This is a genomic window from Yoonia sp. GPGPB17 (genome assembly GCF_037892195.1).
Taxonomy (GTDB): Bacteria; Pseudomonadota; Alphaproteobacteria; order Rhodobacterales; family Rhodobacteraceae; genus Yoonia.
In genome coordinates this window covers 35,615-61,794 of the sequence record NZ_JATACI010000001.1, presented here as the reverse complement: position 1 = coordinate 61,794, position 26,180 = coordinate 35,615, and the positions used below count along the sequence as shown (strand labels likewise).

Below are 26,180 nucleotides of genomic sequence, written 5' to 3'. Positions count from 1 at the left end.
ATAGCGACCGAGAGATAGGCGTTGCCAGCTTGACTTGTGGCGTTCCAGGCGCTGCCGATGCGGATGGAACGGTTGCGCGTGGATTTGGCCGTGATTTCGAAGTCAGGGTGCTTCTCAGACTTCTTGTGGGGGTTCTCTGAGATTGCGATGTCGACATCGAATGTCAGAGAGGCGATCCAGCCGATGTAGGTGTTGTCGTTTGTGCGGGTGATTGTACCTTCGAGTGTCATTTCAATTTTCCTTTTGCTAAGTGACGAATTGAGCACGACTCATGGCGACCGCGGATCACCGCAGCGCAGCGCAGGGGAACCTTCTTGCGGGGTTGATCCGCTCAGGGCGGTTTGAGGTAAGTGTGGTGAGGAAAGTTAGAAAAAGGGAAATTGGGTTAACGAGTTCGAAGGTCCTCACGCACAAACACAAACTGAAGGCTGGAGTTCATCGTCCACACAGAATGCCAACTCCAACATTGCCAGTTGGTCCGGGCGGAAAGCAGGCCTTCGCTGCGACAGCATTAGAGCCCTTGGGCATCGTAAGAGCGGACTTTGGGGACGAAGTGCCTTTGAGCTCCGAAAGCGAATAGCCCGACACGTGAAGACTGGCAGGGTCCGCGGCGGCCGTGTGCGCCTACAAACCCGCAGGACAAGTGTGTATATCCAACCACGAGCGCAGCAATTCCTGCGCGGGGGAAAAGATATTATGAAACTTACACGCTTTGAAATCTTCAATTTTCGAAAGTTGCGGCGCGCCCGCCTAGACTTTTCAGACAAGCAGACGCTGCTCGTCGGGGCCAACAACAGCGGCAAGACATCGGCCATGAAGGCGCTGCGCAAATTCCTCAAGGATTGCGGTGGCATCGACACGCGCGATGTTACAGCCTCTAACTGGCCCGCGATCGAACAGATCGCGAGCGCATGGACAAAGGAGGCCGAAGCGGATCTCACCCCACTCCTGGCACAGCTTCCGTTCCTCGATGTATGGCTCCATGCTGATAACTCAGAGCTGCACCACGTCGCGCATCTGATTCCAACACTTACTTGGACTGGCGGTCTGCTGGGCGTGCGCCTGCGCATGGAGCCCAAAAAGAAGGCCGACATCAAGGCGCAGTATCTGGCAGCGCGAGAGGCCGCGCAGACACTACAACCCGGCGGGGCAACAGCTAACGGATTCGCGCTTTGGCCACGCGACTTTCGGGAATTTCTGGACAGGCGCCTGAAAGACCTGTTCGAGCTTAACGCCCATCTTTTGGACCCCGCGAGCATTACCAAGACGGGGCCGGTGGAGCCGCATCCTTTGCCACCCTTGTCGGAAGGGATCGGTGCGAACCCATTTGCTGGTCTCATCCACATTCGTGAGATCAACGCGCAACGCGGTTTCGCAGATGCGGGAGACGGTAAGGGCGACGACGATGAGCCAACGAACGCAAACAGCCGTAAGATCGCCAGCCAGATACAGCCCTATTTCCGAAAACACATTGACCCCGAAACGAACCCCACGTCGAACGACGTGAAAGCGCTCAAGGCGATCCATGATGCCGAAACCACCTTCAATGACCGCCTCAAGGATGGCTTCGCCGATGCTATCAAGGAACTGGAAAAACTCGGCTACCCTGGCGGCCTCAACAATCCAAAACTCTCCATTGCCACCCAGATCAAACCCGTTGACGGGCTCAATCACCCGGCGGCCGTGCAATACGATGTCTCTGGCGACTCATCTGGTGTGAAGCTGCCTGAAAGCTACAACGGCCTCGGCTTCCAGAACCTGATCTCCATGGTGTTTCAGCTCATGCGTTTCCGGGATGACTGGATGCAGGTAGGCAAATACAAATCAAAGATGGTGACCCCGGACGATACGGGCATGGAGCCCCTACAACTGGTGTTGATCGAGGAGCCGGAGGCGCATCTGCACGTTCAGGTGCAACAAGTCTTTATGGCCCGGGCGCACAAGGTTTTGCGCGACCATGAGGATCTGGAGAAGGAGGACTCGGCTTTTACTACACAGCTGGTAGTGAGCACCCATTCAGGCCACATCGCGCACGCCGCCGCGTTTGAGGAGCTGCGCTATTTCAAGCGAGAATTACCTAGTGCCGGAGTTGTGCCCACAGCCAGTGTAGCGAATATGACGGGGCTATTTGGCACAGACAATGAAACCGGACGCTTCGTAAAGCGGTATCTTCAGAGCACACATTTTGATCTGTTCTTCGCTGACGCCATTGTCGTGATCGAAGGCACCGCAGAGCGGATACTACTGCCGCATCTGATCCAGAATCATTACCCTGACCTAGCTGCGGCCTATCTGTCCTTCCTGGAGCTAGGGGGCAGCCACGCGCATCGGATGCGGCCACTGATCGAGGCGCTCGAACTACCGACGCTGATTATCACCGATCTCGACGCAGTAGCGGAGGTCGACAAGGACGGTAAAGCTGTCAAACAATCGGCCCAGCCTTGCTACGGGGCCGCTCAGACCACCGCAAACCACGTGCTAAAGACTTGGCTCCCCGGGCTTACAGAGATCGACACGCTTTTGGCCCCGCCCGCCAATGCCCTGTGTCATACGGCCTCAGACCACCCCATCGCGGTCAGCTACCAGATCCCGCAAAGCCTGACGTTTGGCGCGATGTCCGAGAACGTCACACCCAGCACCTTCGAGGATGCTCTTGCACTGGCCAACCCGAAAGCCGTGGAAACCGCCGCAACAGCCGAGCTCGCCTGCCGCATGACCCGCGCCTTTGCCAAGTCCATTGCCGCCGAACCAACGCCTGTGGGCCTCGCAAAGGCGCTCTTTGATCGGTTGGAAAAATACCCGGAGAAAGCCGCCTTCGCGCTAGACCTCCTTTATATCGAGGACATCAAATCGCTGCGCGCGCCGCCCTATATCGACACCGGCCTGAACTGGCTCGCAGGCCAATTGAAGGGCATGACATGACGGAAGTGACCGACGCCAATCGCGACGCCAGCGCCGACGAGACGATCCGCGGATGCCTGTCCGTCATCGCACCTCGCAGCTTCTTTCTTTTTGCTGGGGCGGGATCGGGCAAGACGCGCTCTCTCAAGGAAGCACTGGAAGGGTTGGACACACAGACCCTGACCACCTTGCGCAAACACAGCCGCAAGATTGCCGTGATCACCTACACCAATGCCGCCGCCGATGAGATCACGCGCCGCGTCCAGGCCGATCCTGTGTTTCAGGTACAGACAATCCACAGCTTCGCTTGGTCGCTCATCGAGGGGCGCACGACGGATATTCGGGGCTGGCTGAAGAGCAACCTGCAGACAGAAATTTCCGAGATCCAGACAGCCCATGCGAAGGGCCGTGCGGGCACCGACGCCCATGACAAACGCGAGAAGAAGATGGCCTCCAAGACAAAGCGGCTGGAGCGCCTAGCTGAAATCCGTGCCTTCACCTATGCGCCCGAGGGGGATAATTTCGGCCGCGATGCGCTGCAACATACCGAAGTCATTGCGCTCGCCGCGCATTTCCTGACCGAAAGCGAGACGTTCCAGAACATAGTTCTGGCGCGCTACCCGTTCATCTTGATCGACGAAAGCCAGGACACGATGAAACCATTGATGGAGGCGCTTTTGAGCTTCGAGGTGCGCCATCGCGGCCGCATCGCCCTAGGGCTGCTCGGAGACACGATGCAGCGCATTTACACCGATGGCTTGCGCGATCTCGACCAACGGGTGGGGAACTTTGCGCAACCGGCTAAACAGATGAACCACCGCAGTCGCGCGCGGATTGTGGACTTGGCGAATGCGATCCGGCGTGACGCTGATGGCCGCCAACAGCGGGCGCGCGAAGACAAACCGGGTGGCACCGTGCGCGTCTTTCTTGCGCCAAGCGAGGTTACGGATCGGAGGGTCTTTGAAGCCGCCGCCCGGACAAAAATGGCCCGCATCACCGAAGACCCCGCATGGCAGGACGCAGAGGCGATCAAGACCCTCACGATTGAGCGTCACATGGCCGCCGCGCGTCTTGGATTCAGCGAGCTGTTTGAGGTCCTGAGCAAACCCGACAAACTTAAGGACGGGTTTCGCGCTGGCACTTTGCCCGCGATGCGGCTTTTCACCCACCGGGTCTTGCCTTTAGTGACGGCCCAAAGGAATGGGGATGCCTTCGCCGCGATGGCGGTGCTGCGCGACGGCTCGCCCCTGTTAGCCAAGAGCGGCATTCGGGCGGAGGGAAAAGACCACGCCACCGGCTTAGATGCGGCGCGGGCAGGTGTTGCAGCGCTGATGGTGCTGTTTAGGGACGACCGGGATCCGAGTTGTGCCGAAGTTTTAACGGTCGTAGCCGAGCACCGGTTGTTCCCGATCCCCGACCAACTGCGTCCCTGTTTGCCTGACGACAGTCCCGCGGTCGAGGATATGGCCGATATTCTGACAGATCTTGGTTCATTCTCGGACGGGCTGGACCCGACCGGGCCAAAGGCTACACCACCCATCGATACCACTATCACCGAGGCTTGGACGCAGGCGCTTGGGGCCCCGTTTTCTCAGGTGGCACGCTACCTCGCCTATGTCGAAGACCGCAGCCCCTATGGTACCCACCAAGGGGTCAAGGGGCTTGAATTCCCTCGGGTTATGGTGATCGCTGATGATGCCCACACCCGCTTCAAAGGCCTTGCCTCGTACGACACGCTGTTTGAAGTGAAAAAATTGAGCGCTGCATCCCAGAAAATGGCAGATAAGGGCGAAGAAACCACGATCGAGCGCACCCGCCGCTTGCTGTACGTCACCTGCACTCGCGCAGAAGATAGCCTCGCGCTTGTGCTATATTCCGAGGCCCCCGACACGATCCGCCACTTTTTGGTTTCCAAGGGATGGGTGTCCGAGGACGAGGTCGTGATGGCTGGCCCTGCAGGGACCTAGAGGACGGTTGGATGCCTGTTTCCGCGGCAGAGCGAAATCTGGGTCGTCAGAACGGCACTACCTGAGACGCGAATTTGATCATAAAGCTTTTCTCTGAAGACTCAAGAAATTCAGCCAGATCAATATGGTAGAAGAGTTGGCTGCGCGATAGTGTATTTTTCGGAGTTACATTACTCTCATTGATTGCAACCGGAATTAATTCAAATATCATGAACATCGATTTCAAGGCCATAAGAACCATAGACGGGAAAGCCTCGACCGGATTCGAGGAACTTGTGTGCCAACTCGCAGCTTTGGAGCCAGTTCCGGGCGGCGCGCGATTTCATCGAAAGGGTACAGGAAAAGACGGTGGCCTTGAGTGTTTCACACGCTTTTCCGACGGAACAGAATGCGGTTGGCAGGCCAAATACTCTTGGCGGTTCGATCACAATTTGGAGCGTAGCTTGCACAGTTCAGTCAAGAGCGCTCTCAAAAAGCACCCTAATCTAACCAAGATCTTTGTTTGCCTCCCCTTTGACCGGTCGGATCCCTTTTCCACCAATGAGACGCAGCTGGAGGCGTTCGAGAGGTGGCGGAATAAAGAAGTCGCGGAAGCAGCCAAGCAGGACCGACAACTCGAAATCGATCTCTGGGACGCTTCCGCGCTTAAGACGAAGTTGACCAATCCAAGTGGCCATCATGCTGGCCGCATCCGTTACTGGTTCGAGAGTCAATTCCTCTCGCCTGGTTGGTTTCAGGATCAGTTCGAGCGTAGCAAAGCTGCTCTTGGCCATCGTTATACGCACGAAACCAGCGTGAAAATTCCCATCCGCCGCGCGCTCCTTGGAGCCACTCGGAACCCCGAGCTATTAACCTCGTTGCGCAATCATCGCAACGACCTGCGAGATGCCTGCAACGAGTTTCAGACTGCTTTCGTGCTTTCAGACGAAGACGCCGATACGATGTCTGCGCTCGGCGAATTATTGGATGATGTTGATGAACTTCCTCATCAAGCCTGGCCGGTTGACCACTGGCGCAATGTGCTGGATCAAGGGTTAGATATAGTTGAGCGCAAATATCACGATGAGATCCGTGAAACATATTCCACAAACAGTGATGAGAAAAAAACTAAGAAGAACCAGGTGTATGACGCACGCCACGCGCTCGAAAAGCTGGAGCGTGTCTCTGCAACGCTGCGGGCGAGAGCTTGGGAAATGGCCGTCATTCCTCATATGCTTATCACTGGCGAAGCTGGCAGTGGAAAGTCCCACCTTCTCGCCGATGCCTGCAGCCATCAGCTGAACAAGAAACGACCCGCTGTGTTGTTGCTTGGCGGCCAGTTGAACGACGCGGAAATCTGGCCCCAAATTTCGAACCAACTTGGTCTTCCCCTTCACTACACGCGAGATCAACTTCTTGGGGCGCTCGACGCCGCTGGCGAAGCTGCTGGCGTCAGAACCATGCTTTGTATCGACGCGATTAACGAGCGCAATGGGGGCGAGGTCTGGCCGAGCCGTTTCGCCGCCTTTCTCAAAGACGCAGAAGCTTATCCCAACGTCGTCGTCGTTCTATCCTGCCGGTCGACTTATCTGTCGCAGATTGTGCCGTCACATTTGGACGATGCTAAGCTGCCGCGTCTCGAGCACTCTGGGTTCTCGATGCGTGATGCGCGCAAATTTCTTTCTCTGCGCAATATCCTGCTGCCGGATCAACCATTTTTACCGAACGAACTCCGCAACCCGCTGTTTTTGAAAGTCTGCTGCGACGCTTTGGATCGCCAAGGAAAGAAGGGCTTTCCCAAGGGAATGCAAGGCGTAACAGAAATTTTTAAGATGTACCGAGTCGCGCTCTGCGACGCAGTGGAAGCTCGCTTAAAACTTGCTCCGCGCCGGAAATACCCTGTCAAAGCGATCGAAATCCTTGCCAAGGAGATCGCTACAACTACTGATCCTCTCATTGAGTATGATCGAGCAGCAGACCTTCTTGCACCCATCTGCGGTAACAATCCCAGCCTCGATAGCGATTTGCTCGAAGCGCTCAGCGACGAAGGCCTTCTCGCCATAGAGCCGATCCGCGAGAATGGCGAAGTTTGGGAATATGTCCGCTTCAGCTTTGAGCGGTTCGGCGACCATGTGGCGGCGCAAGCCATCCTTGACGCGACATTGATCGACGAGACTCTTCCATCGCCGCTTTCGCACGACATCGCACTTTTCAAAGCCTGCTCACGCCAAGGTGCTCCACAGGGCGTCCTCGACGCTCTCGCAATTCAATTGCCGGAACGGACTGGCGTGGAACTTCCGGACGCGGTCAAAGACGCAGACCGCTGGTTGATTTATTGTATCTCCCGCGAAAATATCGCTTTGCGTCGGCGCGAGAGTGTGACAGCGCGAAGTTTCGAATTGCTGGGAGAATGGGTTGACCCAGATGAGATCTGGAACACACGAATCCAGCTCGCGCTTAGGACAGACGGGCCTTTCGGACTGAATACATTCCATCATGACCTATTGCGCTTGCCTATGCCTAAGAGGGATGCGGAATGGTCGAGCTATGCTGGCGAGTCCGCGGACAACGGACGAGAAGGTGAGGAGGAACTCGACACTCCACTACACGACCTTATGGATTGGGCAATGGACGCGAGACCTGGTTCGTTGGATGACGAAGCCGCTACGAACGCTGCGGTCCTCCTTACTTGGTGTCTTTCGACGACATATCGGCGCGCGAGGGACCGCGCCACCAAAGCCCTGGTTGCTCTGTTTATCGCGTCTCCCAAATGTGGTCTGGAACTGCTTTGTCGCTTCGACGAGATCAATGATCCCTACATTGGCGAAAGACTTGCCGCCGCAATCTATGGTCCGGCCTTGCAATCTGCATGGACCGATGCGGAACTGACCAAAATCGCCCAGATGACCGCGAACCGCCACTTTGTGGAGAACAATCCGCCTATAGACCTGCTGTGGCGCGATCATCTCGTCGGACTTCTCGAGTACTCCAGGCATCGTTGCTGCGCACTTGACGTTCCAAAGGATACCCAGCTCCAGGCTCCTTTCGACAGTCCATGGCCTCTTGAATTTGCTCCAGAGATGGAGCGTGGCAAGGATCCCCGCAACTCCGAAACATCGTGGGACATTATCAGCTCGACGGACCTGCACGGTGATTTTGCATGTTACGTAATCAAGTATGCTGTCCAAAACTGGGCAGTAGGCGAAGAGGGCTCCGCCCTTCCAACACCAGAGGATCTTTACCAAACATGGCGAGCCGAGTTCGAAACGTCCTGCACCGAAAAGGAACGTGCTCTTGTCGATGAACTAATCGCGCTCCGATCGTCATCACATGATTGGTGCTACCCTGGGACGGAGCAGGGCATACTCCACAAAGAGATGGAACAAAAACTCCGCAAGCTCCTCGGCGACCAACGGTACGAGGCCTATCGCGTCCGGGCAGGGCATTGGGCAATGGACCGCTCGGATAGCTGGGCAACAGACCGTGCGGCACAGTTCGATCTAGGTTGGGCGCAGCGCTGGATCTGCCGCAGAGCTCATGACTTAGGCTGGAAAGCCAATTTGCATGCTGGCTTTGACCGCACCTGTAGCGGCGATAGAACAAACCACGCGAAGGAACGGATCGGCAAAAAATACCAGTGGATCGCGTTAAGGGAGTTGATGGCGCGAATTTCGGACCATTGCGGAGCCGTTGAAGGGGACCGGCCACAACACTTGCGGGAAACCGTTCGACGCCTGCGCGATATGGATCCGAGTCACCTAATGACGAAGAGTCACGATTGGGGCTGGGCGAAGTTTGATGAGCCCACCTTCTGGATGCCCAAAGCTCCCCTTCTATCACCACGCTCGGTAGAGGAAGCGTGGGAATGGCTTGATAGCGAACGAGACTTTTTGGATGGCGAGGAATTTCTCGATTTCCAAGTCGATGAACAAGGCCTGAAATGGTTGCCGCTTAGAGATTTTCAGAGCTTCAGCGGCATCGGGGCTTTCAGAGAAACAGCGCATATAAGAAAGAAGACATGGCGACGGTCGACGTGCTTTTTAGTTCGGAGAAACGATCTTGCAGGCGCACTCCAGCACCTGGACGGCCAAATGCTGACAGCCGATCATGACCTAGGCTTCACAAACGATGCATCCTCAGAGGACTTTCTTGGCGAGTTAGGATGGCGCACGGACACAGGCGAGCACTGGATAACCGAGTGGGCTCGAAAATGGATTGATAAGCCTACGCCAACTTGGACGATGGCCCCTGTGGAGGGCCTTTGTCCGACGATGGAGTTCTTACAGGAAGCGAGTGGCTACAACTATAGCCTAGAGCAGAATTTGCGCCTTATATTGCCCTGTCCATGGCTGACGCGAAACCTGAATATGTCGCTCAAAGATGGGCGCGATTTGATCTACACTGACACGAATGGCAGCGAGATATTCAAGGATCCTTCCGCTTCAAAGAATGGACCAAGTAACGCTCTCGTCAACAGCGACGCTTTTTTGCGTCTTTTGTCAGACAGGGAATTCGCGCCGATATGGGTCATCGGCGGAGGAAAGGAACTGTACTCCGACAAAAATGATGTATTCGGTCAAAGATGGTTCACCAGCACTTGGACCCTTGAGGACGGTACGTTTCGAAAATGCTCTCTTGAGACCGAGGAAGATCGCCGACGGGAGGGGGAAGGTTCTGGCTGAGTATCAAAAGATCGGCATTCAATCCGTGCGAACAAGGCATTTCTGCGAATGATATGGGTTCGAGCAGCGCAAGAATTCAACGGTGCGGCGAATGACCGGATTGGTGAAGCTGCAGCGCAGCGACTGACGGCGTCGCCTAGGTCCGCTATGGGCCGTCCTCAACGACGGCTATCATACGAGGGAAAGGGCCATCGCTGCGACGCCGCAAGTTGGCTCAGAGCCCAGATCTAAATTAAGGTTGCTTCGCAGCAAAAGTCGGCTTTTGTTGGAGTTATGAAATTTGCGAAACAAATCCAAACAGAGCGATTGTTGTTGCAGCCGTTGCGAAAGCGAAATCTTTGGTTCTTCTGCAGGCTCATTGGGAGCCAAAGCGTCAGGCGCTATCTAGGCGGACCCGTTGTCTGGAGCCAACGGCTTTCACGTTTCAGGCGATATATGTCTGCACCGGACTTCGTCGGGATTTGGGTGGTTAGCCTGACAGAGCGAAATCAGCCCATCGGGCTGGTTGAACTTGGTCCCCATAGAGATGGAAAAGACTACGAAATTTCGTACCAGTTTAGCCCAACCTTTTGGGGTAAGGGATTGGCTAATGAGGCTGTTCAGGCCGTCATCAGCCATGCTCTCGGCGAAACCGATTTAGAGCGGATCATCGCAGAAACACAAAGTGCCAATTCGGCTTCCTGTCGTTTGTTGAGAACACAAGGATTGGTGGAGGTTGAACGAGTAGAGAGATTTGGTGCGGAGCAGATCATCTTCGCTACAAGCTGACAGCGGATATCAGTGCGAGAGCAGCGATATGTCGCTTCGTCCGCAACTTGCACTTTGGCGATCGCGGCTAGTTTGCACTTGCAGCTAAAGTCCGGTTTGACGGGCCGCACCGCAACGACGAAGTGTGTCGGTCAACGGCAGCAATGGGCCGCTTGCGGAGCCATGCTCCCAGCAGACGGCAGGACATCTCGGTTAGCGACTAATATTCAAATTTTGGCTGACAGCATAGAAAGAAGGGTCAGATGGTCTCGTTCAAAGCCGCGTATTCCGTCTGCCAACTTTTCGGTCGCCATTGCATTCTGGTTCAGACCCCAGCGAAACTCGGTTTCAGCGAGGGCTCGATGACATGAAGGCGCTTCGTGCTCTCCACTCAAGGCACGAGCGACTGTACTGTCATCTCGAGCCAGTTCGTCCAAAAGACCGGGCGAAATCGTAAGACGATCACAGCCTGCCAATGCTTTGATTTGATCGGTGTTCCGGAAAGAAGCACCCATGACGATCGTGCGAATGTCGTGTTGCTTATAGTACCGGAATATCTCCTGAACGGACTTCACGCCAGGGTCATCATCCGCAACGTAGTCCGTGACCCCTTCAGCCTTTTTGAACCAGTCAGTGATGCGTCCGACGAAGGGTGAAATCAGGAACGCGCCTAAGCATCTGCACATGCTTTTGCCTGTTCTATGGAAAACAGCAGAGTCAGATTGCAATTAATGCCATCTCTTTCGAGCCTTTCGGCAGCTCTTATGCCTTCCCATGTTGACGCGAGCTTGATCAGGATTTTCTCCCTAGGAACTCCGCGACGGTCGTAGTCTTCAACTATACCCATAGCTTGGCGGTAGGACGCGTCAGAGTCGAACGACAAGCACGCGTCGACTTCGGTGGAAACACGCCCAGCCACCATTGGCGCCAGATTGGCACCTACTGCCACTGTCAGCGTGTCGCAAAGACCAGACGCCTCCATTCCAGCGGTTTTTGCTTTTGCGACTTCCTCATCAAGAAGAGGCGTCAGTGACGGGCTGCGAAGTGCGGCCAGAACAAGCGATGGATTGGTCGTGCAATCCATTGGCTTGTGTTTCTTAATCTCCGCCGGATCACCTGTATCCGCAACGATGACGGTCATTCTTTCAAGCTGCTCTAGCGCGGTGGCCATGTGACTGTACCTCTATTCTAATGGATGAGCTTAGTTGTCCGACCGGCCCAGCATTGCTTTCGCCTGCTTTAAGACGTTTGCAGCCGTAAGCCCGAACACTTCATAGAGTTCCTCGGCGCTAGCAGACGCGCCAAAGCGATCCACTCCGATGAACCGGCCGTCCGCTCCGGTGTATTTCTCCCAACCAAAGGAGCTTGCGGCCTCAAGTGCTAGTCTTGGTGCATGACCAAGTGTATCGGCCCGGTGGTTGTAGGGTTGTTGTTCGAAGAGACGCCAACACGGCATAGAAACGACCGCCGCATTAATGTTACTTTCAGAGAGGTGTTCCGCCGCTTCTAGCGCAATAGAAACCTCAGTCCCGGTCGCGATGAGGGTGATATCTCTCTCGCCCGCTGGTTCCCTGATCACATAAGCGCCCTTGGCCGAGAGGTTCTCTTCGATGCGCTGATCTCGCGCTTGTGGAACAGCCTGACGGGAGAACGCAAACAGGGATGGTCCATCAAATGCTAGGGCCGCTTCATAACACTCGAGCGTTTCGACAAGGTCAGCGGGACGGAACACGTTCAGGTCAGGGATCGACCGCAAGCTTGCCAGGTGTTCCACAGGTTGGTGGGTTGGTCCGTCTTCGCCCAGCCCGATAGAGTCATGCGTCATGACAAAGAGCGTTTTGGACTTCATGAGTGCAGCTAGCCGGATTGCGTTTCTCATATAGTCGGAAAAGACAAGGAACGTCCCGCCATAGGGTATGAAGCCACCGTGTAAGGCGATACCATTCATAGCTGCGCCCATTGCGAATTCCCGAACCCCATAGTTGACGTACCGACCAGACGAAGTTGCCGAGAAGGCGCGATCTGTTGCAGTGGTTTTGGTTAAGTTGGACCCTGTAAGGTCGGCCGAGCCTCCGATCATTTCAGGCAAGAGGTCAGTGAGTACCTCCAACCCCAATTGACTGGCTTTGCGTGTCGCAACCGAACTTGGGTTCTCGGCCCATTTGGCTTTGGCGTCTTGGAGCTTCGCAGCAAACCCTTCAGGGGCTTTCCAGTCCATTCTGCGGGCATAGGCTTCCGCGAAATCTGGCGACAGCTCGTCGCGGCATGTTCGCCATGCGTCGTGCTGAGCTTTTCCTTTGAGACCAACGGTGCTCCATACCTCCAGGATGTCCGGCTCGATCGCAAACGGTTCTGAAGGCAGATCAAGCGCGGCTTTCGCCGCCGCCGCCTCTTCGGTCCCAAGTTTTGAGCCGTGAATGCCAGAGGTACCGGACTTGGTTGGTGCCCCAAAGCCAATCGTTGTTCTAAAAATGATGAGCGTCGGCTTGCGCGTCTCGGCGACTGCGCTGGCCAGCGCATCGTCAATTTCGGAATACGTGTGCCCGCAAGCTTCCAGCACATGCCAGCCCATGGCCTGGAACTTCGCACTCGTATCTTCCGTGAACGACAAGTTTGTATCGCCATCAATGGTGATGCTGTTGCTGTCGTAAAGAACATTGAGATGGCCAAGCCCCAAATGCCCGGCCAAGGATGCCGCCTCTTGGCCGACGCCCTCCATGAGACATCCGTCTCCCGCAAAGACCCATGTGCGATGGTTACAAATATCTGCGGTGAACTCGTCTCTCAAACGCCGCTCGGCCAATGCAAGCCCAACAGCCATGCCGAGCCCCTGTCCGAGCGGACCGGTCGTAACCTCAATACCGGGGGTATGGCCAACCTCCGGGTGTCCAGGTGTGATGGAGCCAGCTTTGCGAAAGCTCTTGATCTGCTCAAGCGTCATCTCTGGAGCGCTAGTGAGATAGAGCAGCGCATAGTGAAGTATTGATGCGTGTCCGTTCGATAGCACGAGCCGGTCGCGGTCATCCCACCGAGGGGCCGAAGCGTCAAACCGCAGATGATTGCAAACCAGTGCGGTGGCAATATCTGCCATGCCCATAGCCGCTCCTGGGTGACCGTGGCCCGCGTTTTCGACGGCATCGATTGCCAAGCCACGGATGGCGTTAGCCATCCGCCGATAGTTCAGTTCTGTCATGTTTTGAAATCCGCCTTTGAGCTCAAAGCGCCTTGGCTATGGTCACGGGTTGCCGTTCAAGTTTGGGATAGTGTTTCGAGAAGCGTTCGTATCGTGTCTGCAGATTAGTCGAACGACGGGGGTTGGGCTTGATAAGGCGGGCAGGGGCATTGGCTGCAGTCCGATGGAACGTGCTGTTCTCCGCCGTCGCCTTGGCAGCCGCACATGCTGCACCCAACAACACCGGCTCTTCGCAAGCGGGTAGGAACAAATCACAACCGGTCGCATCTGCATAGAGCTGCACCAAGAGATCGGATTTAACGTGTCCGCCGCTCAGATCGATGGCTTTGATTGGCAAGCCTGCGGAACGCATCGCATCAATGATCTGGCGGGTACCAAACGCAATTCCGAGAGCCGTTGCCCCATAGAGTTTTGGCAGCATAGTTTCTAGGTTTTCTAGCGATAGTCCTAGTATAGCACCGCGCATCGATGGATCAGCGAAGGGGGAGCGATTTCCAAGAAAGTCAGGTAAGACGCAGATTTCAGAGCCATATTCCGGGTCCGCCTGTAAGCCGTCCAAAAAGGCCTGACCAAGAGTCTGATGTGGCTTGTCGATGGGCGCGCGAAACATTCCAAGAATCTGATCCAGGGCAGCACCCGTCGCACTCTGCCCGCCTTCCAGCGCGTACCAGCCCTCCAACACCGCCCCCGCGTAGGGCCCCCAAACCCCAGCCACTTCCGTGCGCCGCTTTGTCAAGGCGATATGGCAGTTCGACGTGCCAGCAATGAGAGCAAGACGCTGGTCAATACCTGTCTCGTGTAAACCAGATGTGCCAAGTGCCCCTGCGTGGGCGTCGATCAACCCCATGCCGACACTGCAAGAGGTTGTAAGCCCAAGATCGCGTGCGGCAGCCTCTGTCAGGGACCCCACGCCTGCGCCGATCGGCGTGGCATTGGGTGGCAGGGCTGCGCGTTCCAGCAGATCGTCCAGACCGGCAGCCCGTAGAAAGTCCGTATTCCAGCCACCGGCATCGGGATCAAAGGTCCATTTGCAGCCCAGCGTACAGGCGGAGCGCTCAAACGTGCCGGTCGACTTGAAACATAGGAAATCCGCCAGATCTCCAGCATAGCCCAGCTGGTCCCAAATCTCCGGTCGGTTTCGTTTCACCCACATCAACTTGGGGATTTCCATCTCAACTGAAATCGCACCGCCGAGGTTGCGCAGCACGGAGGAGCCCGTCGCATTGACCTCGTCCGTTTCGGCCGTCGCTCGATGGTCCATCCACATGATGATGTTCCAGGGCGTATCGGTTGTCGAAAGCGGCAGTGGGTTATGTTCTTTGTCTAAAAGGACGAGGGAGCAGGTCGCGCTATAGGACAGCGCGGTTACGTCCGCCCCGTCTACTTGCGCGGCGGCGAGGGCCTCTGCGACGGCAGTGCAGATCGCAGACCAGATGTTCTCGGACGATTGTTCGACATGATCCGTTTCCGGGCGATGTTGTGCGATGGGATGTTTGCCGACACCGATGAGGGTAGATTCGCCATCAAACACGCCGCAACGGGCAGAACCTGATCCGACGTCAATTCCGAGAACATAACGCATTGTGAACTCCTATCGTTTGGCCTGAAAGGGTGCGCGGAGGATCATCACGAGGATCAGGAAGCCGCCCCAAGCGGCCGTCGCCAAGTGCTGGCTCGCACCCATCAAGTTCATGCCGGAGGCGATGACCTGAAGGCTCATCAACCCAACGGCGAGGGGCAGGACACGCCCAAAGCCGCCGAAAGGATTTGCGCCTGCAAGGAAACACGCCAGGATCGTGATGAGGAGGTAGCTTTCGCCGTGTCCTACGCGGACCGAGTTGAACCGCGCCAGCATGATAATCCCGGCGAGACCGGCCAGCGCGCCGGATAGACCGTAAACCCAGACTAGGACGCGATTGACGTTGATGCCGGAGTAAAGCGAAGCCTGCGGGTTCGATCCTACCATGTGGATCGAGAAGCCAAGCTTCGTGAACTGCATGATGTAGAAGCAGACGGCGACAGCGGCCAAAAAGACTAACATGGGAACTGGGACGCCGAGGATGCTTTCGTGGCCCAAGGTCTTGAAGCTGTCGGGAAGACCGGAGATGTCACTGCCACGGGTCAGAAGCTCCCCTAAGCCACGCAGGAAGATCATTGCGCCCAATGTGACAAGGATCGGATGTGCGCCGACATAGGCCACCATTGCGCCGGTCACGAGGCCGATCAGCAACCCCGTGCCCATACCGATGATCAGGGCGACCGGTAGGGCGATTATGCCTGCCTCCATCAAGAAGGACTGTACAACAAAGGCCGCAGCCAACCCACATATATTCGCGGTGAATGTGACAGCCAGGTTGAGCCCGCCTGCGATAATCGGAATGAACATCGCAAGCGTGAGGAGCCCAAGCTCAGGCAGCTGGAACGCCATCGATTGGAAGATGCCCGGGGACAGAAACTGGGGTGCAAAGGTGCCGAACAGAGCGATGGAGGCGATAAGAAACAGCACCATCGCTGAGAGTTCGATCCGGTCGCCGGACCATGAGGTGAACGCATGTCGCATCTTAGGCCTCCTTACGGGATTTCAGGGATTCAGGCAGAAGGCGCTCAGCGTTGCTGGCTGTGATCGCGATTAGGATCACGGCGCCCACGATCATCTTGAATGCAAAGGGTGTGATGCCGAGTAGGTTCAGACCATTTTGAATGAGCGCCAACAGGACAACACCAAGGACAGCGCCCTGGACTGACCCTCGCCCGCCGCCCAAAACGGCTCCACCCAAGACGACTGCGGCGAGGATATCCAGCTCTCGACCGTAAAGGGCGTTTGGCACAACTTCGCGCACGATATGCGCCTGCATAAGGCCTGCGATGCCTGCACAGAGACCCAGCCAACCATAGGCAAAGGCTTGTATCCACGCGACGTTGATGCCGGATCGGCGGGCCGCATCCGGGTTGGACCCAAAGCCATAGATCTGGCGACCAAGACCCGTCCGCGCCAGAATGAACCACGTTGCGGACACCATCGCGACCATGGCCAGAACCGGCAGGTAGAGTGTGGCAGAGCCGCGTTCCAAAGGGATGCTCAGGATCGCCACACGGTCATAGAGCCAATCTGGGATATTATAGAGGGAGCGCCCCCGCGACAGGTACATCAGTAGTCCGAAGAACAGGTTGAACGTCCCGATGGTGACGATGATCGACACGATGCGAAAACGGTGGATGAAAAGTGCGTTGAAAAGGCCGAGGGCAATCCCAACCGCGCTCGCCAGCAGCAGACCTACAGCCCAATTGCCCCCGCCCATCTGCATCAAGAGCACTACGGTGATGTATTGAACCACCGAGGCCGCGACTGAGAAGGAAATGTCGATACCACCGGCAATCAGTACGACCACCAGACCGACTGCAAAAATGATGTTCACCGACTGATTGTTCAGCAGATCAAAGAGGTTTTGGAGTGATAGAAAACTGTCCGTTGCTACACTCAGGAACGCCGACAAGAGCACGATCAGGAGGGCTAGCACGCCTTCAGGACTCGCCATGAAACTACGCATTGATCATCGCCTCCAACGCTTCTTCTTTGATGTCGTGGGGCTTGAGTTCTTCGCGGATCGTGCCGTCGCGCAGGATAAGGACCCTGTCGGCATGGGTGTGAACTTCGCTGGCCTCATCGGTGATCAGTAGTATGGCCATGCCCTGATCGGCGAGCTCCCGCGCGATGCGGAAGATGCCAGCCTTTGCGCCTACGTCCACGCCCACCGTCGGCGCATCTAGGATCAGCAACTTAGGGTTCGTGGCCAGCCATTTGGCCAACACGATCCGTTGTTGGTTGCCGCCCGACAGCGAGTTGACGGGCAGGTCCGGGTTGCTGACTTTGGTCTTGAGCTGGTCGATCCAGTGATCACATAGCGCGCGGATACGGGCGGGGGACAGCCAATAGAACGGTTGCGCCAGATCATCGAGGACCGTCGCGGCCGTGTTTTTGACAATAGATTGGGTCTGGACCAGACCGAGGTTGAGCCGGTCTTCGGACACATAAGCGATGCCTGCGTCTATGGCGTCCTGGTTGCTCACAAACTGAACCGGCTTTCCGTCCAGTAGGATGTCGCCACGGCTTGGACGGGTCATCCCGAACAGGGACAGCGCAAGTTCTGTCCGGCCTGATCCCATCAAACCAGTTAGCCCAAGAATTTCACCTTTGTGAAGGGATAGGGAAATGTCCTGATACTCGCCCATTCTGGTCAGGTTTCGAAGCTCAAGCACTTTGTCTTCAAAGTCCTTCTTGGGCCTTTGCTGTTCGTTGAGTTCCATCCCGGTCATCAGCTCTGAAAGGCGCTTTTGGGTCATGCCCTTTGTCGGGTACGTGCCTACAAGTTTGCCATCTTTCAGGACGGTTACGCGTTGACAGACGTCCAGTACCTCGGCCAAGCGATGGCTCACAAAGACAATCGATATGCCCTCGGACGAGAGTTTACGGACGATCGACAACAGCGCCTGCGTTTCTTTGCGTGTGAGCGACGCGGTAGGTTCGTCCATGAAGACGATGCGCGCATCTGCTGCCAGTACACGGCAGATCGCCACAATTTGGCGTTTGGCGATGCTCAGGTCCCCCAGTCGCACGTCCGGATCGAGCGTGATGCCGATCCGGGCGATGACGTCTTCGGCGGTCTGACGAGACTTGGAAACTTTTCGAGCTCCGAGCGGCTTGGAGACAAAGCCATCGAAAGAGATATTCTCGGCGACTGTCAGGTCGGGAAACAGGGCCAGATCCTGCCAAATTACGTGTAGTCCATGCTTCTTGGCCTCATGGGGCAAAACGCGTGCTGCAGCAGGAGCGCCGTTGAACGAAATCTCTGCGCCTGGTTCAGGCACGTTAACGCCATTGATGACCTTGATCAGGGTGCTCTTGCCGCAGCCGTTTTCGCCGGCGAGGCAATGAACCTCTCCTTTCTCAAGCTCGAAGGACACATCGTGAAGCGCAGTGAACGCGCCGAATTTCTGGGTGACGCCCGAGGCGCGCAATGCTTGCTCAGCCATAACGATCCTTTGCCAGATGTTACTACATCTGACGTGACACTATATCATTTGGGGGAATTTTTGGGTGCGGCCACAAATTGCAGCCACACCCATGGGAGGTATCCAGATCAGAGACCCATTTCAGCGAGGCCGTTGATGGTCTCGGTGTTCAACGCCAGCGGCTTGTTTGCAAAGATGTTGTTCCCATCAAGTGCAATCGGACCAAGAAGCGGGAGGTCGTCGCCGTCGGCGATTTCGCCACCTTCGACCAACATGTTACCGAGTTCGACAAAGACCTTTCCTGCTTCAAGCGGGCTCCAGACAAATCCACCGGTGATCGCGCCATCATTGACAAGCTTCTGGCCCTGTCCGGCAGAGAAGAGGCCCACTACAGCAACCTCACCCGCAAGCCCACGTTCTTCGACCGCGCGGGCTGCACCAATCGGGCCTTGACTGCCAAAGGCAAGCACGCCCGCAAGATCTGGGTTGGCACGGATCAAGTCGAGTGTCGTGTTGCGGCTGTCATCGACACTTTCCGCGACGCCGAACCGGTCAGCGACTTGGCTCATGCCAGGGCAGTTTTCGTCAAGCCATGACACCGCCGCGTCAGCCCACGCGTTGTGTGCGGGAACTGTCAGGCCGCCGACATAGACTGCATACCCGCCTTCACAGCCGGTTGCCTCAGCAAAGAGTTCGGCATGTGCGATCCCGAGGTCGTCAGACGACACCATTTCAAAGTTGAAGTCGTTGTTCACGGTGTCGGGCGACTCGTGGGTGATCACAACAATGCCTTCGGCACGGGCACGTTCCAGCACAGGTTCCAGAACCGTCGCGTCATTGGGCACGACACCGATGACATCGACACCTCTTGCGATCAGGTCTTCAATGGCGCGGACCTGTAGGGCAGGGTCATCGCTGGTCGGACCAACCATGAATGCGTCCACGCCCAGGGCCTCTGCCTGCTCCTGGATGCCCTGTTCCATGGCGTTAAACCAAGGAATACCGCCAATTTTTACGACAACGCCAATCGTTGTTTCGGCCGAGGCAGTCCCCGCCGTGAGCAATGCAGCGACAGCGGCGCCGCCAAGAATTTTGGAAATGCCTTTCATGGCTTCCTCCCTTATTAAGCCCATCCTCCTGGGCAGTATAGCTGCGCAACTAATTTGCGCAACCGGTTGTGCATGGATTGCACAATCGGTTGCGCAGTGTCAACATGTCACGGATACGAAAAATCGGATTCCGCTAACTAATGCCAGAAAACACAAAGAAAACAACAATTTACGACTTAGCTGAGCTCGCGGGCACATCTGCGGGTACTGTCAGTGCGGTCATCAATGGCAACTGGAAAAAGCGCAGAATCAGCGAGAAGCTGGCTGAGCGAGTTTTGAAACTGGCCGAAGAAAACGGGTTTGCGCTCAACATGCAGGCGAGAGCGCTCAGCCGCGAAAAGTCTGGCATCATCGGGATGATTGTTCCGATGTATGACAACCGTTACTTTAGCTCGATCGCGCAAGATTTCGAAGTACGGGCGCGTGATGCGGGCTATTTTCCGATCGTCACTTGCACCCGACGCGACCCCGATCTGGAGGTCGCAGCCGCGCGGGCGATGTTGGGTTATCAGGTTGAAAGACTGATCTGTACCGGTGCCACAGATCCGGACCGGATCTACGATCTGTGCGCCGCGGCGGGGGTCCCGACGCTCAACCTCGACCTTCCGGGAACGAAAGCCAGCTCAGTGATCTCGGACAACTACCGCGGCGCCTTGGAGCTGACGGAAAGGCTCCTTACGGCGAGCACGTCTGACCGCCCGACTGTTCTGTTCATTGGTGGCAGGGCAACGGATCACAACACATCCGAACGGATCAGGGGCTTTCGTCAAGCATGCGCCGAAAGTGGCGTGCTTAAGCTTCTGCAATTCATGTTCTGCCCTGTGGCTACGCAGCAGAGAAGGCGAGATCGGCCTATTACGATTGGGCGAACGATCGTGGGGCAACTCCTGACGTCTTGTTTGTGAACTCGACGATTTCATTGGAAGGCTTATTGCCGCTCCTTGAGACAGACCCCGAGGAGAACAAGCAAATCATCGTTGGCTGCTTCGACTGGGATCCTTTCGCGGCGCAAACAAGCCCTAGCATGCTCATGGTCAAGCAGGACGTCAGCACCATGCTGGATTCTCTGTTCGAAATTGTTCAAAATCCTGATGATGACATTCGCCTGATACAGGTGCCAACAATCGTACAGGGGTAGCTCGCTCTAACCTTGCTTTAATAAGCTACCTGCTCGAACCCATAATTTCCGTGGTAGTCTCGCCAGTCGACAAAGACAGATCGGTGGTAGATGCTGGGGCAATTGTACCCCCAACGCTCTAATCCAACGTGGGCCTCTGGAAGGGCGAATGGCGTAGAACTAGCCCATGAGAACTCTCCCTGTGTTCCATAGGTCCCGAGGTAAACGGTTGCGGAACGATCGCAATCACCATCTCGGCCGGACTCGTTTTGGCGCGCATATCGGACGTCATAAACGCGGATGGAACGCACAAAATCGAACTCCGGGCCGCTAATGTCCATGTCAGCGCGGTCTTGAACCAACTGAAGCAAATTGCCGCTCAAGATCTGCTGCGGATCGAGCTCAGACACTTCCAGATCAGCGCTCTCGAAGCCACGAGCTTCGACAGCTAGTGTTGGCATCGGGGCTGAAGTTTCTCGTTCTTTGAACAGGATGTCGATCACGCGTCCAGGAGCATTCGTAGAACCCGAAGGATGATACGATGCCCCCATGGGACACCGCCAAATCTGCAGTGGCGGTTCGATGGGCCAAGGAGTAATCCTGCGGATGAATTCAGCTCGCGCCCGTGCGCAGGGAACCGATGCAGGCCAGCCTCCAGACAGGCAGAGTAATATTGCACAGTCGATTTGGTAAGTTTGAGCTTGCGCACGATTGGCGGTGCTAATGAACGAGCCGAGCAGTACAAACGCGATTAAGACGGAGTAGGTTCGAAGTGAGATAAGCATATGCAGCATCCAAGCAGGAAAGGTGCTGGCAGCGTATCTCAAAGACATAACACTGACACGATAGTATATTATTGTATATATATCGCGTAAGGTTTATTATGTTAAACTAATGTGGATCCATTATACACAAGCACATTCTCCACTTTCAGCAAAGTCTAATCGAAAGAACTGTACCGTGGGACACGGTAGTGCACTTGGCGTTGCTATCGTATTCTAAAGTACTAACTACCAATCCTCCGATCCTCAGTTGCAATGTTAGGAAGTAATAGCCCCAGGGCCAAACAGCCAATCACATAGATCGCGGTACAAGTAAGCAAAAGCGCGTCGACGTCTGAAAGCTCAAGCACACCCAGAAGCAGTGGAGTCCCTATCAAATTGCCAAGATTGCCGGTCTGAGCCATCAGACCATAGCAGAACGACTGATCCATCGAGGTTTGATTGAGTTCGGTGACTGATGCGAAAGTAGCGCCTTGAACGATACCTAGCACTGAGAGCAATACAACAGCTATGCAAGCAACCGGTAGAATTAAGCCTAAGAAGGTAGTCAAAGCGGCCATAGAAAACCCAGCCAAAACAACTGATGTTGCTTTGAAGCGCTTAAGAAGAATGGGCACCACCAATATACTTGCTGTTGTTGCCGCAAGTGGCATCGACGCAGTCAAACTTGACCGTAGGCTGTCATCAGTCAACGAAGGTAGAATTGTTACCAACGCCAAAAAAGTCAAAGTATAAAATAGCCAACTGAAACCAGGCCAGATCGCTCTAAGATCGAAGAGAGGCCGTAAGAATTTTGATTTTTTTGCTTAGGACGGCGGCGTGTCTTATTTGGGTGGTCATTGTTAGGAAAACCAATGCGAACCAGGCCAGCAAACAGAACAAGAAGTAAGCTGTGAAAATGAAATAGGCCACTAATGCCCAATTCTTCGATATTCGGAACCGCAATCCAGGCAAGGATTGCAAAGGAAACTCCGAAGAATGTGCTCCACAGAACCATTACAGTCCCGCGCCACTTTGCAGGTGTGGCCTCGGCCATCAAGACAGGAGCAGCGATCACAATTCCTAGATGCGTGAAACCTTCCAATACCCTGAGTAGTGCCATAACCTCAAACGGAGGAAAGTAGGCTTGGCAAAGCGAAAGGCACCCAGCTGTAACTAAGGAAAAGAAAAGTAGCCGCTTCAGCCCGACCCATTCCGCAACCTTCCCAGCAATTCCTCCAAACGAAGCGCCCACAATACTTACAAGTGTCAGCAACCAAACCACTTGTTCAGCATTGGAAGCATAAAGTATTGAAATCTCAGGCAGAAAAATAGATACTTTGGCAAACTGCATGCCTGCCAACAGACCCGCGACCCATAGTACAAGAATCCGAAAAAGCGAAATCAAGAAGCAACTCGAGTGACAGCCTGCAAAGCTCTGGTTGTGTACCAATCAGACTTCTCAGCTAACCGTGCAATCATCGCACCTGTGCTGCACCAACCGAGCCACAAATCACGGCAATTTCCAAAGCCGAAAGTTGTGGTCTCGCGAATTTCCATATCCGCCGTCAAGTGTTTCGGTGCGTTGCCCCCATTGCAGTCTGATGTATGGAATGAAACGAACATCGGCTAAAGCGACCAATCCAGGACCGGTTGCTCCGCTATGATGCCAAACGGATTATGGTGACCGTCATTGAGGTAATACCCACTCCGGATCGCACCAAAATCCACAGTCTTTCTTATGGAAGGCATTAGATAGATTTCTCGTGCGTAACGCCAGAGATTTGGAAAATCTACCAGTCGATGACGCGTGCAACGAAAATGCGTGGCATAAACAGAGTCAAATCGTACAAGCGTTGCAAACAGCCGGATATCAGGTTCAGTGAGGTTCCTAGTAACTAGGAACCTTTGAGATCGAAGCCGTTCGTCAAGCTCTTCCATCGTTGCAAAAACGAGGTCTACTGCTTCCTGATACTCATCCTGTCGTTGTGCTTTCCCAGCACGATAGACAGCATTCGATAAACCATCGTAGATCATTGCTAGCAGGTCATCAATTTCATCAAGGAATGACGACGGACGCAACTTCGAATGCGACCCTATCAGATCGAAAAAGCGCAAAATTGCTGTTGAGTCATTGCAAATGATCTTCTTTTCGGACCAATCCCATAACAATGGTACGGTTGCCCGGCCCGTAAAGGCGGAATCCGTCTCAGTATAGAGTTGATGGATATGGCGATAGTCATTTGTTAACGGGCCTTTGACAGCAACTTGGTAGCCCTCAATGCGCGGCCCGCAAGCAACTTGAATTGGTATCAAAGCATCAAGTTCATTAATTGCATGTGCGATGGCGGTTGCATGAGACCACGGACAACTCTTTGAGGCGACAAGAACCAACTGGTCTCTTCTTATATCTGACCCAAAGTTGCCCGATGGCGCCAAGAGTTGATGCAATGAGGAATCTTCTCGTACAAACCGTCCTTCCGTCATCGATCGATTTACGGCGCTCGACCACTTACCATTAAGCAGCATTCCCATTGGCTACCCCAAGACTATTCGCAGCACGGTGGCACCAAAAATGGTCAGACTGATAGGGTCTTTCTCCAGATTCTTTGCAGCTTCATCCACCAAAAGGGACTTCATGGTTGAGCTTCGCGATGCATCGCAAAAAACTCTTCGATGCTCTTTCGAGTTCGGTGGGCCATTCCGAAATGCTGGTCATGAGCCGGACGTCCAATTGCAATCGCGGTAACTGGGTCAACACCTGTTTCAAGCTTAAGCAATCGGCGACACTGCGCCGGAACAAAGCCTTGCATCTGATGCAGCTGAAGTCCAACGCTCAGCGCCGCAATGGATAAATGTGCAACGGCCTGACCTGTGTCATAGAACGCATAATCGTTCTTTTGCCCGTCTTTGCGTCGCTCACGTCGGGCAACGCTAAACACAAGAGCCGATGAATCTTTTGCCCAAGTCTGGTTGCTTTCGGATAAGACCTTTAGAAATTCTTCGAATGCTGCTTGATCTTGGCGCAAGGCCACATGAAAGCTCCAGGGCTGTTCGTTGTACGCGGACGGCGCCCATGACGCGGCGCGCACAATAGCTTCAATTTCGGCCTCTTCGACTGTACTTTTGTCGAATGCACTTGGGCTAAAACGAACACTCAAATCGATCATTCATTGACTCCATCTCTATTATGAAATTGTAGCCACTGCAGAATGTTTGTCTGGACTAACGTTTGCGCGTTATGGTCTAATTAAGTTACCATGTACAACATTCCGCTCAGCTTGCTCCGGGCATTTGCCGCGATTTATGAAACAGGTGGCGTGCGTTCAGCTTCCCGGATACTCGGCATCGCTCATTCTGCAGTAAGTCGATCGCTACGTGAGTTAGAGGCTTTTTTGGACGCTGATCTTGTCGAGCGATCTGAAGGGCGCCGAATTCTGACTTTTACCGTTGAAGGCGAGAAGGTTGGAAGGGCAGCGCTTAGAACTATGAAGGACTTGGATAGCACGCTCAACAGCGTGAAGCGCATCAAGGGCCGATCGTCAGTTGTTCTGGAAACGACACCGAGCTTTGCCACAAGATGGCTTTTCCCCCGACTGGGACAGTTTGAGCAAGAATTGCCATGGATCGAGCTCTCAATCTCGATTGACCAAAGATTAGCAGGCCCAGGACAACTTCAATCTGACTTAGCTGTGCGACTTGGGCATGGTCCTTGGGCGGGCCTTTCATGCGAGTCGCTTTCGGATGATCAACTCATTGCTGTTGCTTCACCGGATTATTTAAAGTCAGTAACTGGAAAGTTTGAACTTTCAAAGTGTCAGCTTCTCCACGACAGAGACCCTATTGCTGGATGGACAAGGTGGCAGGATAACTTTGGTGATTTGGCGCAAGCCTTTGACGCCGGTCCGCGTTATACTTCTGGCGATCTTGTCTTGAGAGCCGCCGAACGAGGTATGGGCGTGGCACTCTCTCGACAGTCACTCGCGTCAGAGAGTCTGGAACTAGGCACTTTGATTCAGGTCGAAAGCGAAAAGACTATCCAATTGAAAGGGTCTATATGGCTGGTAATGCCGGAGACCATTGATCTGCGCAAACCCGTCAGGAAAGTCGCCGAATGGTTAAGGCAGCAATTCAAGGTTTTGAACTAGAATATGAGTAAACTAGAAATTGAACTGAGAAAGGGGCAGCGCCATGCCTCCAAAGGATAAATTGTTTCTTTTGGCTCCTGATTTCGAGGACCCTGCCTATCCCAACACGGCCTTCTATTGTTGGCATTGCGCATTGATGGAAGGCCTTATTGCCTCCTTTCCGTATTTGAATGAGTTCATTGACGTGCAACGCGTTTCATGGCCCAAACCCAGACAGGAGCTTGTTAGTCTTTTGGGTGAAAACCACCAATCGACGCCTGTTCTAGTCTACGCAACGAACCCTCCATCGGGAGTAAATACAAGACAGCAGAATGGGATTCATTTTGTAGACGATAAAGATGAGTTGCTACGGGCTTTAAGTATAAGCTACGGAATTCCTTCGCCTCATCCTTAGTGCATACCGAAGCCTCGACCGATCAAGTTTTGGATGGGCTAATATTGTCAGGGACCAGGATCAATCCTGAATATTCAGCCCTTACATTTTATAGAAATTACTGGTGCGTCACTTCATTACTTGAGCTTGCAACATGCATTTGACCTTCCCCCTAATCCTTTAAAATCGCACG

Annotated in this window: 22 protein-coding genes; 8 read left to right on the top strand and 14 right to left on the bottom strand. The window is 54.6% G+C overall.

Going from position 1 to position 26,180, the window contains the following annotated elements:
• A partial coding sequence (locus QTO30_RS00280; protein ID WP_340421688.1) for a DUF736 domain-containing protein occupies window positions 1-230 on the bottom strand: 230 nt, incomplete at its 3' end.
• Window positions 231-696: 466 nt separating this feature from the next.
• On the opposite strand from QTO30_RS00280, the gene QTO30_RS00275 reads away from it, so the two are divergent.
• The 4 genes from QTO30_RS00275 (at window position 697) to QTO30_RS00260 (ending at window position 10,297) form a co-directional block, all read left to right on the top strand.
• Window positions 697-2,922: an ATP-dependent nuclease gene (locus QTO30_RS00275; RefSeq protein WP_340421686.1), complete on the top strand. Its 2,226-nt coding sequence runs from the start codon at window positions 697-699 to the stop codon at window positions 2,920-2,922.
• A complete protein-coding gene (locus QTO30_RS00270; RefSeq protein ID WP_340421684.1) occupies window positions 2,919-4,868 on the top strand; it encodes a UvrD-helicase domain-containing protein in 1,950 nt (649 codons plus the stop codon). Before QTO30_RS00275 ends, QTO30_RS00270 begins: the two co-directional genes overlap by 4 nt.
• A gap of 209 nt (window positions 4,869-5,077) precedes the next feature.
• A complete protein-coding gene (locus tag QTO30_RS00265; protein ID WP_340421682.1) occupies window positions 5,078-9,529 on the top strand; it encodes an ATP-binding protein in 4,452 nt (1,483 codons plus the stop codon).
• A 273-nt stretch (window positions 9,530-9,802) separates the two neighbouring features.
• Window positions 9,803-10,297, top strand: coding sequence for a GNAT family N-acetyltransferase (locus QTO30_RS00260; protein ID WP_340421681.1), 495 nt, complete (start codon window positions 9,803-9,805; stop codon window positions 10,295-10,297).
• Window positions 10,298-10,503: 206 nt separating this feature from the next.
• Here QTO30_RS00260 and QTO30_RS00255 read toward each other — a convergent pair whose 3' ends face one another.
• From QTO30_RS00255 to QTO30_RS00220, 8 genes are all read right to left on the bottom strand, one after another.
• Complete coding sequence (locus QTO30_RS00255; RefSeq protein WP_340421679.1) at window positions 10,504-10,962, bottom strand: transaldolase family protein; 459 nt, start codon at window positions 10,960-10,962, stop codon at window positions 10,504-10,506.
• The gene (locus tag QTO30_RS00250) at window positions 10,947-11,447 is read right to left on the bottom strand and encodes a transaldolase family protein (protein ID WP_340421678.1); all 501 of its coding nucleotides are present in this window, start codon (window positions 11,445-11,447) and stop codon (window positions 10,947-10,949) included. The genes QTO30_RS00255 and QTO30_RS00250 overlap by 16 nt, the downstream gene beginning before the upstream one ends.
• Before the next feature lie 30 nt (window positions 11,448-11,477).
• Window positions 11,478-13,469: a transketolase gene (tkt, locus tag QTO30_RS00245; protein WP_340421676.1), complete on the bottom strand. Its 1,992-nt coding sequence runs from the start codon at window positions 13,467-13,469 to the stop codon at window positions 11,478-11,480.
• A 22-nt stretch (window positions 13,470-13,491) separates the two neighbouring features.
• Window positions 13,492-15,051, bottom strand: coding sequence for an FGGY family pentulose kinase (locus tag QTO30_RS00240; RefSeq protein ID WP_340421674.1), 1,560 nt, complete (start codon window positions 15,049-15,051; stop codon window positions 13,492-13,494).
• 9 nt (window positions 15,052-15,060) lie between these two features.
• Window positions 15,061-16,029 carry an ABC transporter permease gene (locus tag QTO30_RS00235; protein WP_340421672.1) on the bottom strand — a complete coding sequence of 323 codons (969 nt, stop codon included), beginning with the start codon at window positions 16,027-16,029 and terminating at the stop codon, window positions 15,061-15,063.
• A 1-nt stretch (window position 16,030) separates the two neighbouring features.
• Window positions 16,031-17,005, bottom strand: coding sequence for an ABC transporter permease (locus tag QTO30_RS00230; protein ID WP_340421671.1), 975 nt, complete (start codon window positions 17,003-17,005; stop codon window positions 16,031-16,033).
• Between the two features lie 4 nt (window positions 17,006-17,009).
• Entirely contained in the window at window positions 17,010-18,500 is a 1,491-nt protein-coding gene (locus tag QTO30_RS00225) for a sugar ABC transporter ATP-binding protein (protein ID WP_340421669.1), read from the bottom strand.
• A 107-nt stretch (window positions 18,501-18,607) separates the two neighbouring features.
• Entirely contained in the window at window positions 18,608-19,588 is a 981-nt protein-coding gene (locus tag QTO30_RS00220; protein ID WP_340421667.1) for a substrate-binding domain-containing protein, read from the bottom strand.
• Window positions 19,589-19,728: 140 nt separating this feature from the next.
• Between QTO30_RS00220 and QTO30_RS00215 the strand changes: the two genes are divergently transcribed.
• The gene (locus tag QTO30_RS00215) at window positions 19,729-20,493 is read left to right on the top strand and encodes a LacI family DNA-binding transcriptional regulator (RefSeq protein WP_340421665.1); all 765 of its coding nucleotides are present in this window, start codon (window positions 19,729-19,731) and stop codon (window positions 20,491-20,493) included.
• On the top strand, window positions 20,490-20,726 hold the full coding sequence (locus tag QTO30_RS00210; protein ID WP_340421663.1) for a hypothetical protein: 237 nt from the start codon (window positions 20,490-20,492) through the stop codon (window positions 20,724-20,726). Before QTO30_RS00215 ends, QTO30_RS00210 begins: the two co-directional genes overlap by 4 nt.
• A 17-nt stretch (window positions 20,727-20,743) precedes the next feature.
• Here the strand turns inward: QTO30_RS00210 and QTO30_RS21990 are convergent, their stop codons facing one another.
• From QTO30_RS21990 to QTO30_RS00185, 5 genes are all read right to left on the bottom strand, one after another.
• On the bottom strand, window positions 20,744-21,499 hold the full coding sequence (locus QTO30_RS21990; RefSeq protein ID WP_445327117.1) for a hypothetical protein: 756 nt from the start codon (window positions 21,497-21,499) through the stop codon (window positions 20,744-20,746).
• 212 nt (window positions 21,500-21,711) lie between these two features.
• Entirely contained in the window at window positions 21,712-22,140 is a 429-nt protein-coding gene (locus QTO30_RS00200; RefSeq protein ID WP_340421659.1) for a hypothetical protein, read from the bottom strand.
• 71 nt (window positions 22,141-22,211) lie between these two features.
• A complete protein-coding gene (locus tag QTO30_RS00195) occupies window positions 22,212-22,874 on the bottom strand; it encodes an MFS transporter (RefSeq protein ID WP_340421657.1) in 663 nt (220 codons plus the stop codon).
• Between the two features lie 221 nt (window positions 22,875-23,095).
• Complete coding sequence (locus QTO30_RS00190; RefSeq protein ID WP_340421655.1) at window positions 23,096-24,001, bottom strand: glutathione S-transferase C-terminal domain-containing protein; 906 nt, start codon at window positions 23,999-24,001, stop codon at window positions 23,096-23,098.
• Between the two features lie 101 nt (window positions 24,002-24,102).
• Window positions 24,103-24,636, bottom strand: a complete 534-nt coding sequence (locus QTO30_RS00185) for a nitroreductase family protein (RefSeq protein ID WP_340421653.1) — start codon at window positions 24,634-24,636, stop codon at window positions 24,103-24,105.
• Window positions 24,637-24,726: 90 nt separating this feature from the next.
• Between QTO30_RS00185 and QTO30_RS00180 the strand changes: the two genes are divergently transcribed.
• Together QTO30_RS00180 and QTO30_RS21985 are read left to right on the top strand one after the other, a co-directional pair.
• On the top strand, window positions 24,727-25,614 hold the full coding sequence (locus QTO30_RS00180) for a LysR substrate-binding domain-containing protein (protein ID WP_340421651.1): 888 nt from the start codon (window positions 24,727-24,729) through the stop codon (window positions 25,612-25,614).
• A 43-nt stretch (window positions 25,615-25,657) separates the two neighbouring features.
• Window positions 25,658-26,008, top strand: coding sequence for a DUF3088 domain-containing protein (locus tag QTO30_RS21985; protein WP_445327116.1), 351 nt, complete (start codon window positions 25,658-25,660; stop codon window positions 26,006-26,008).
• Window positions 26,009-26,180 lie beyond the last annotated feature (172 nt).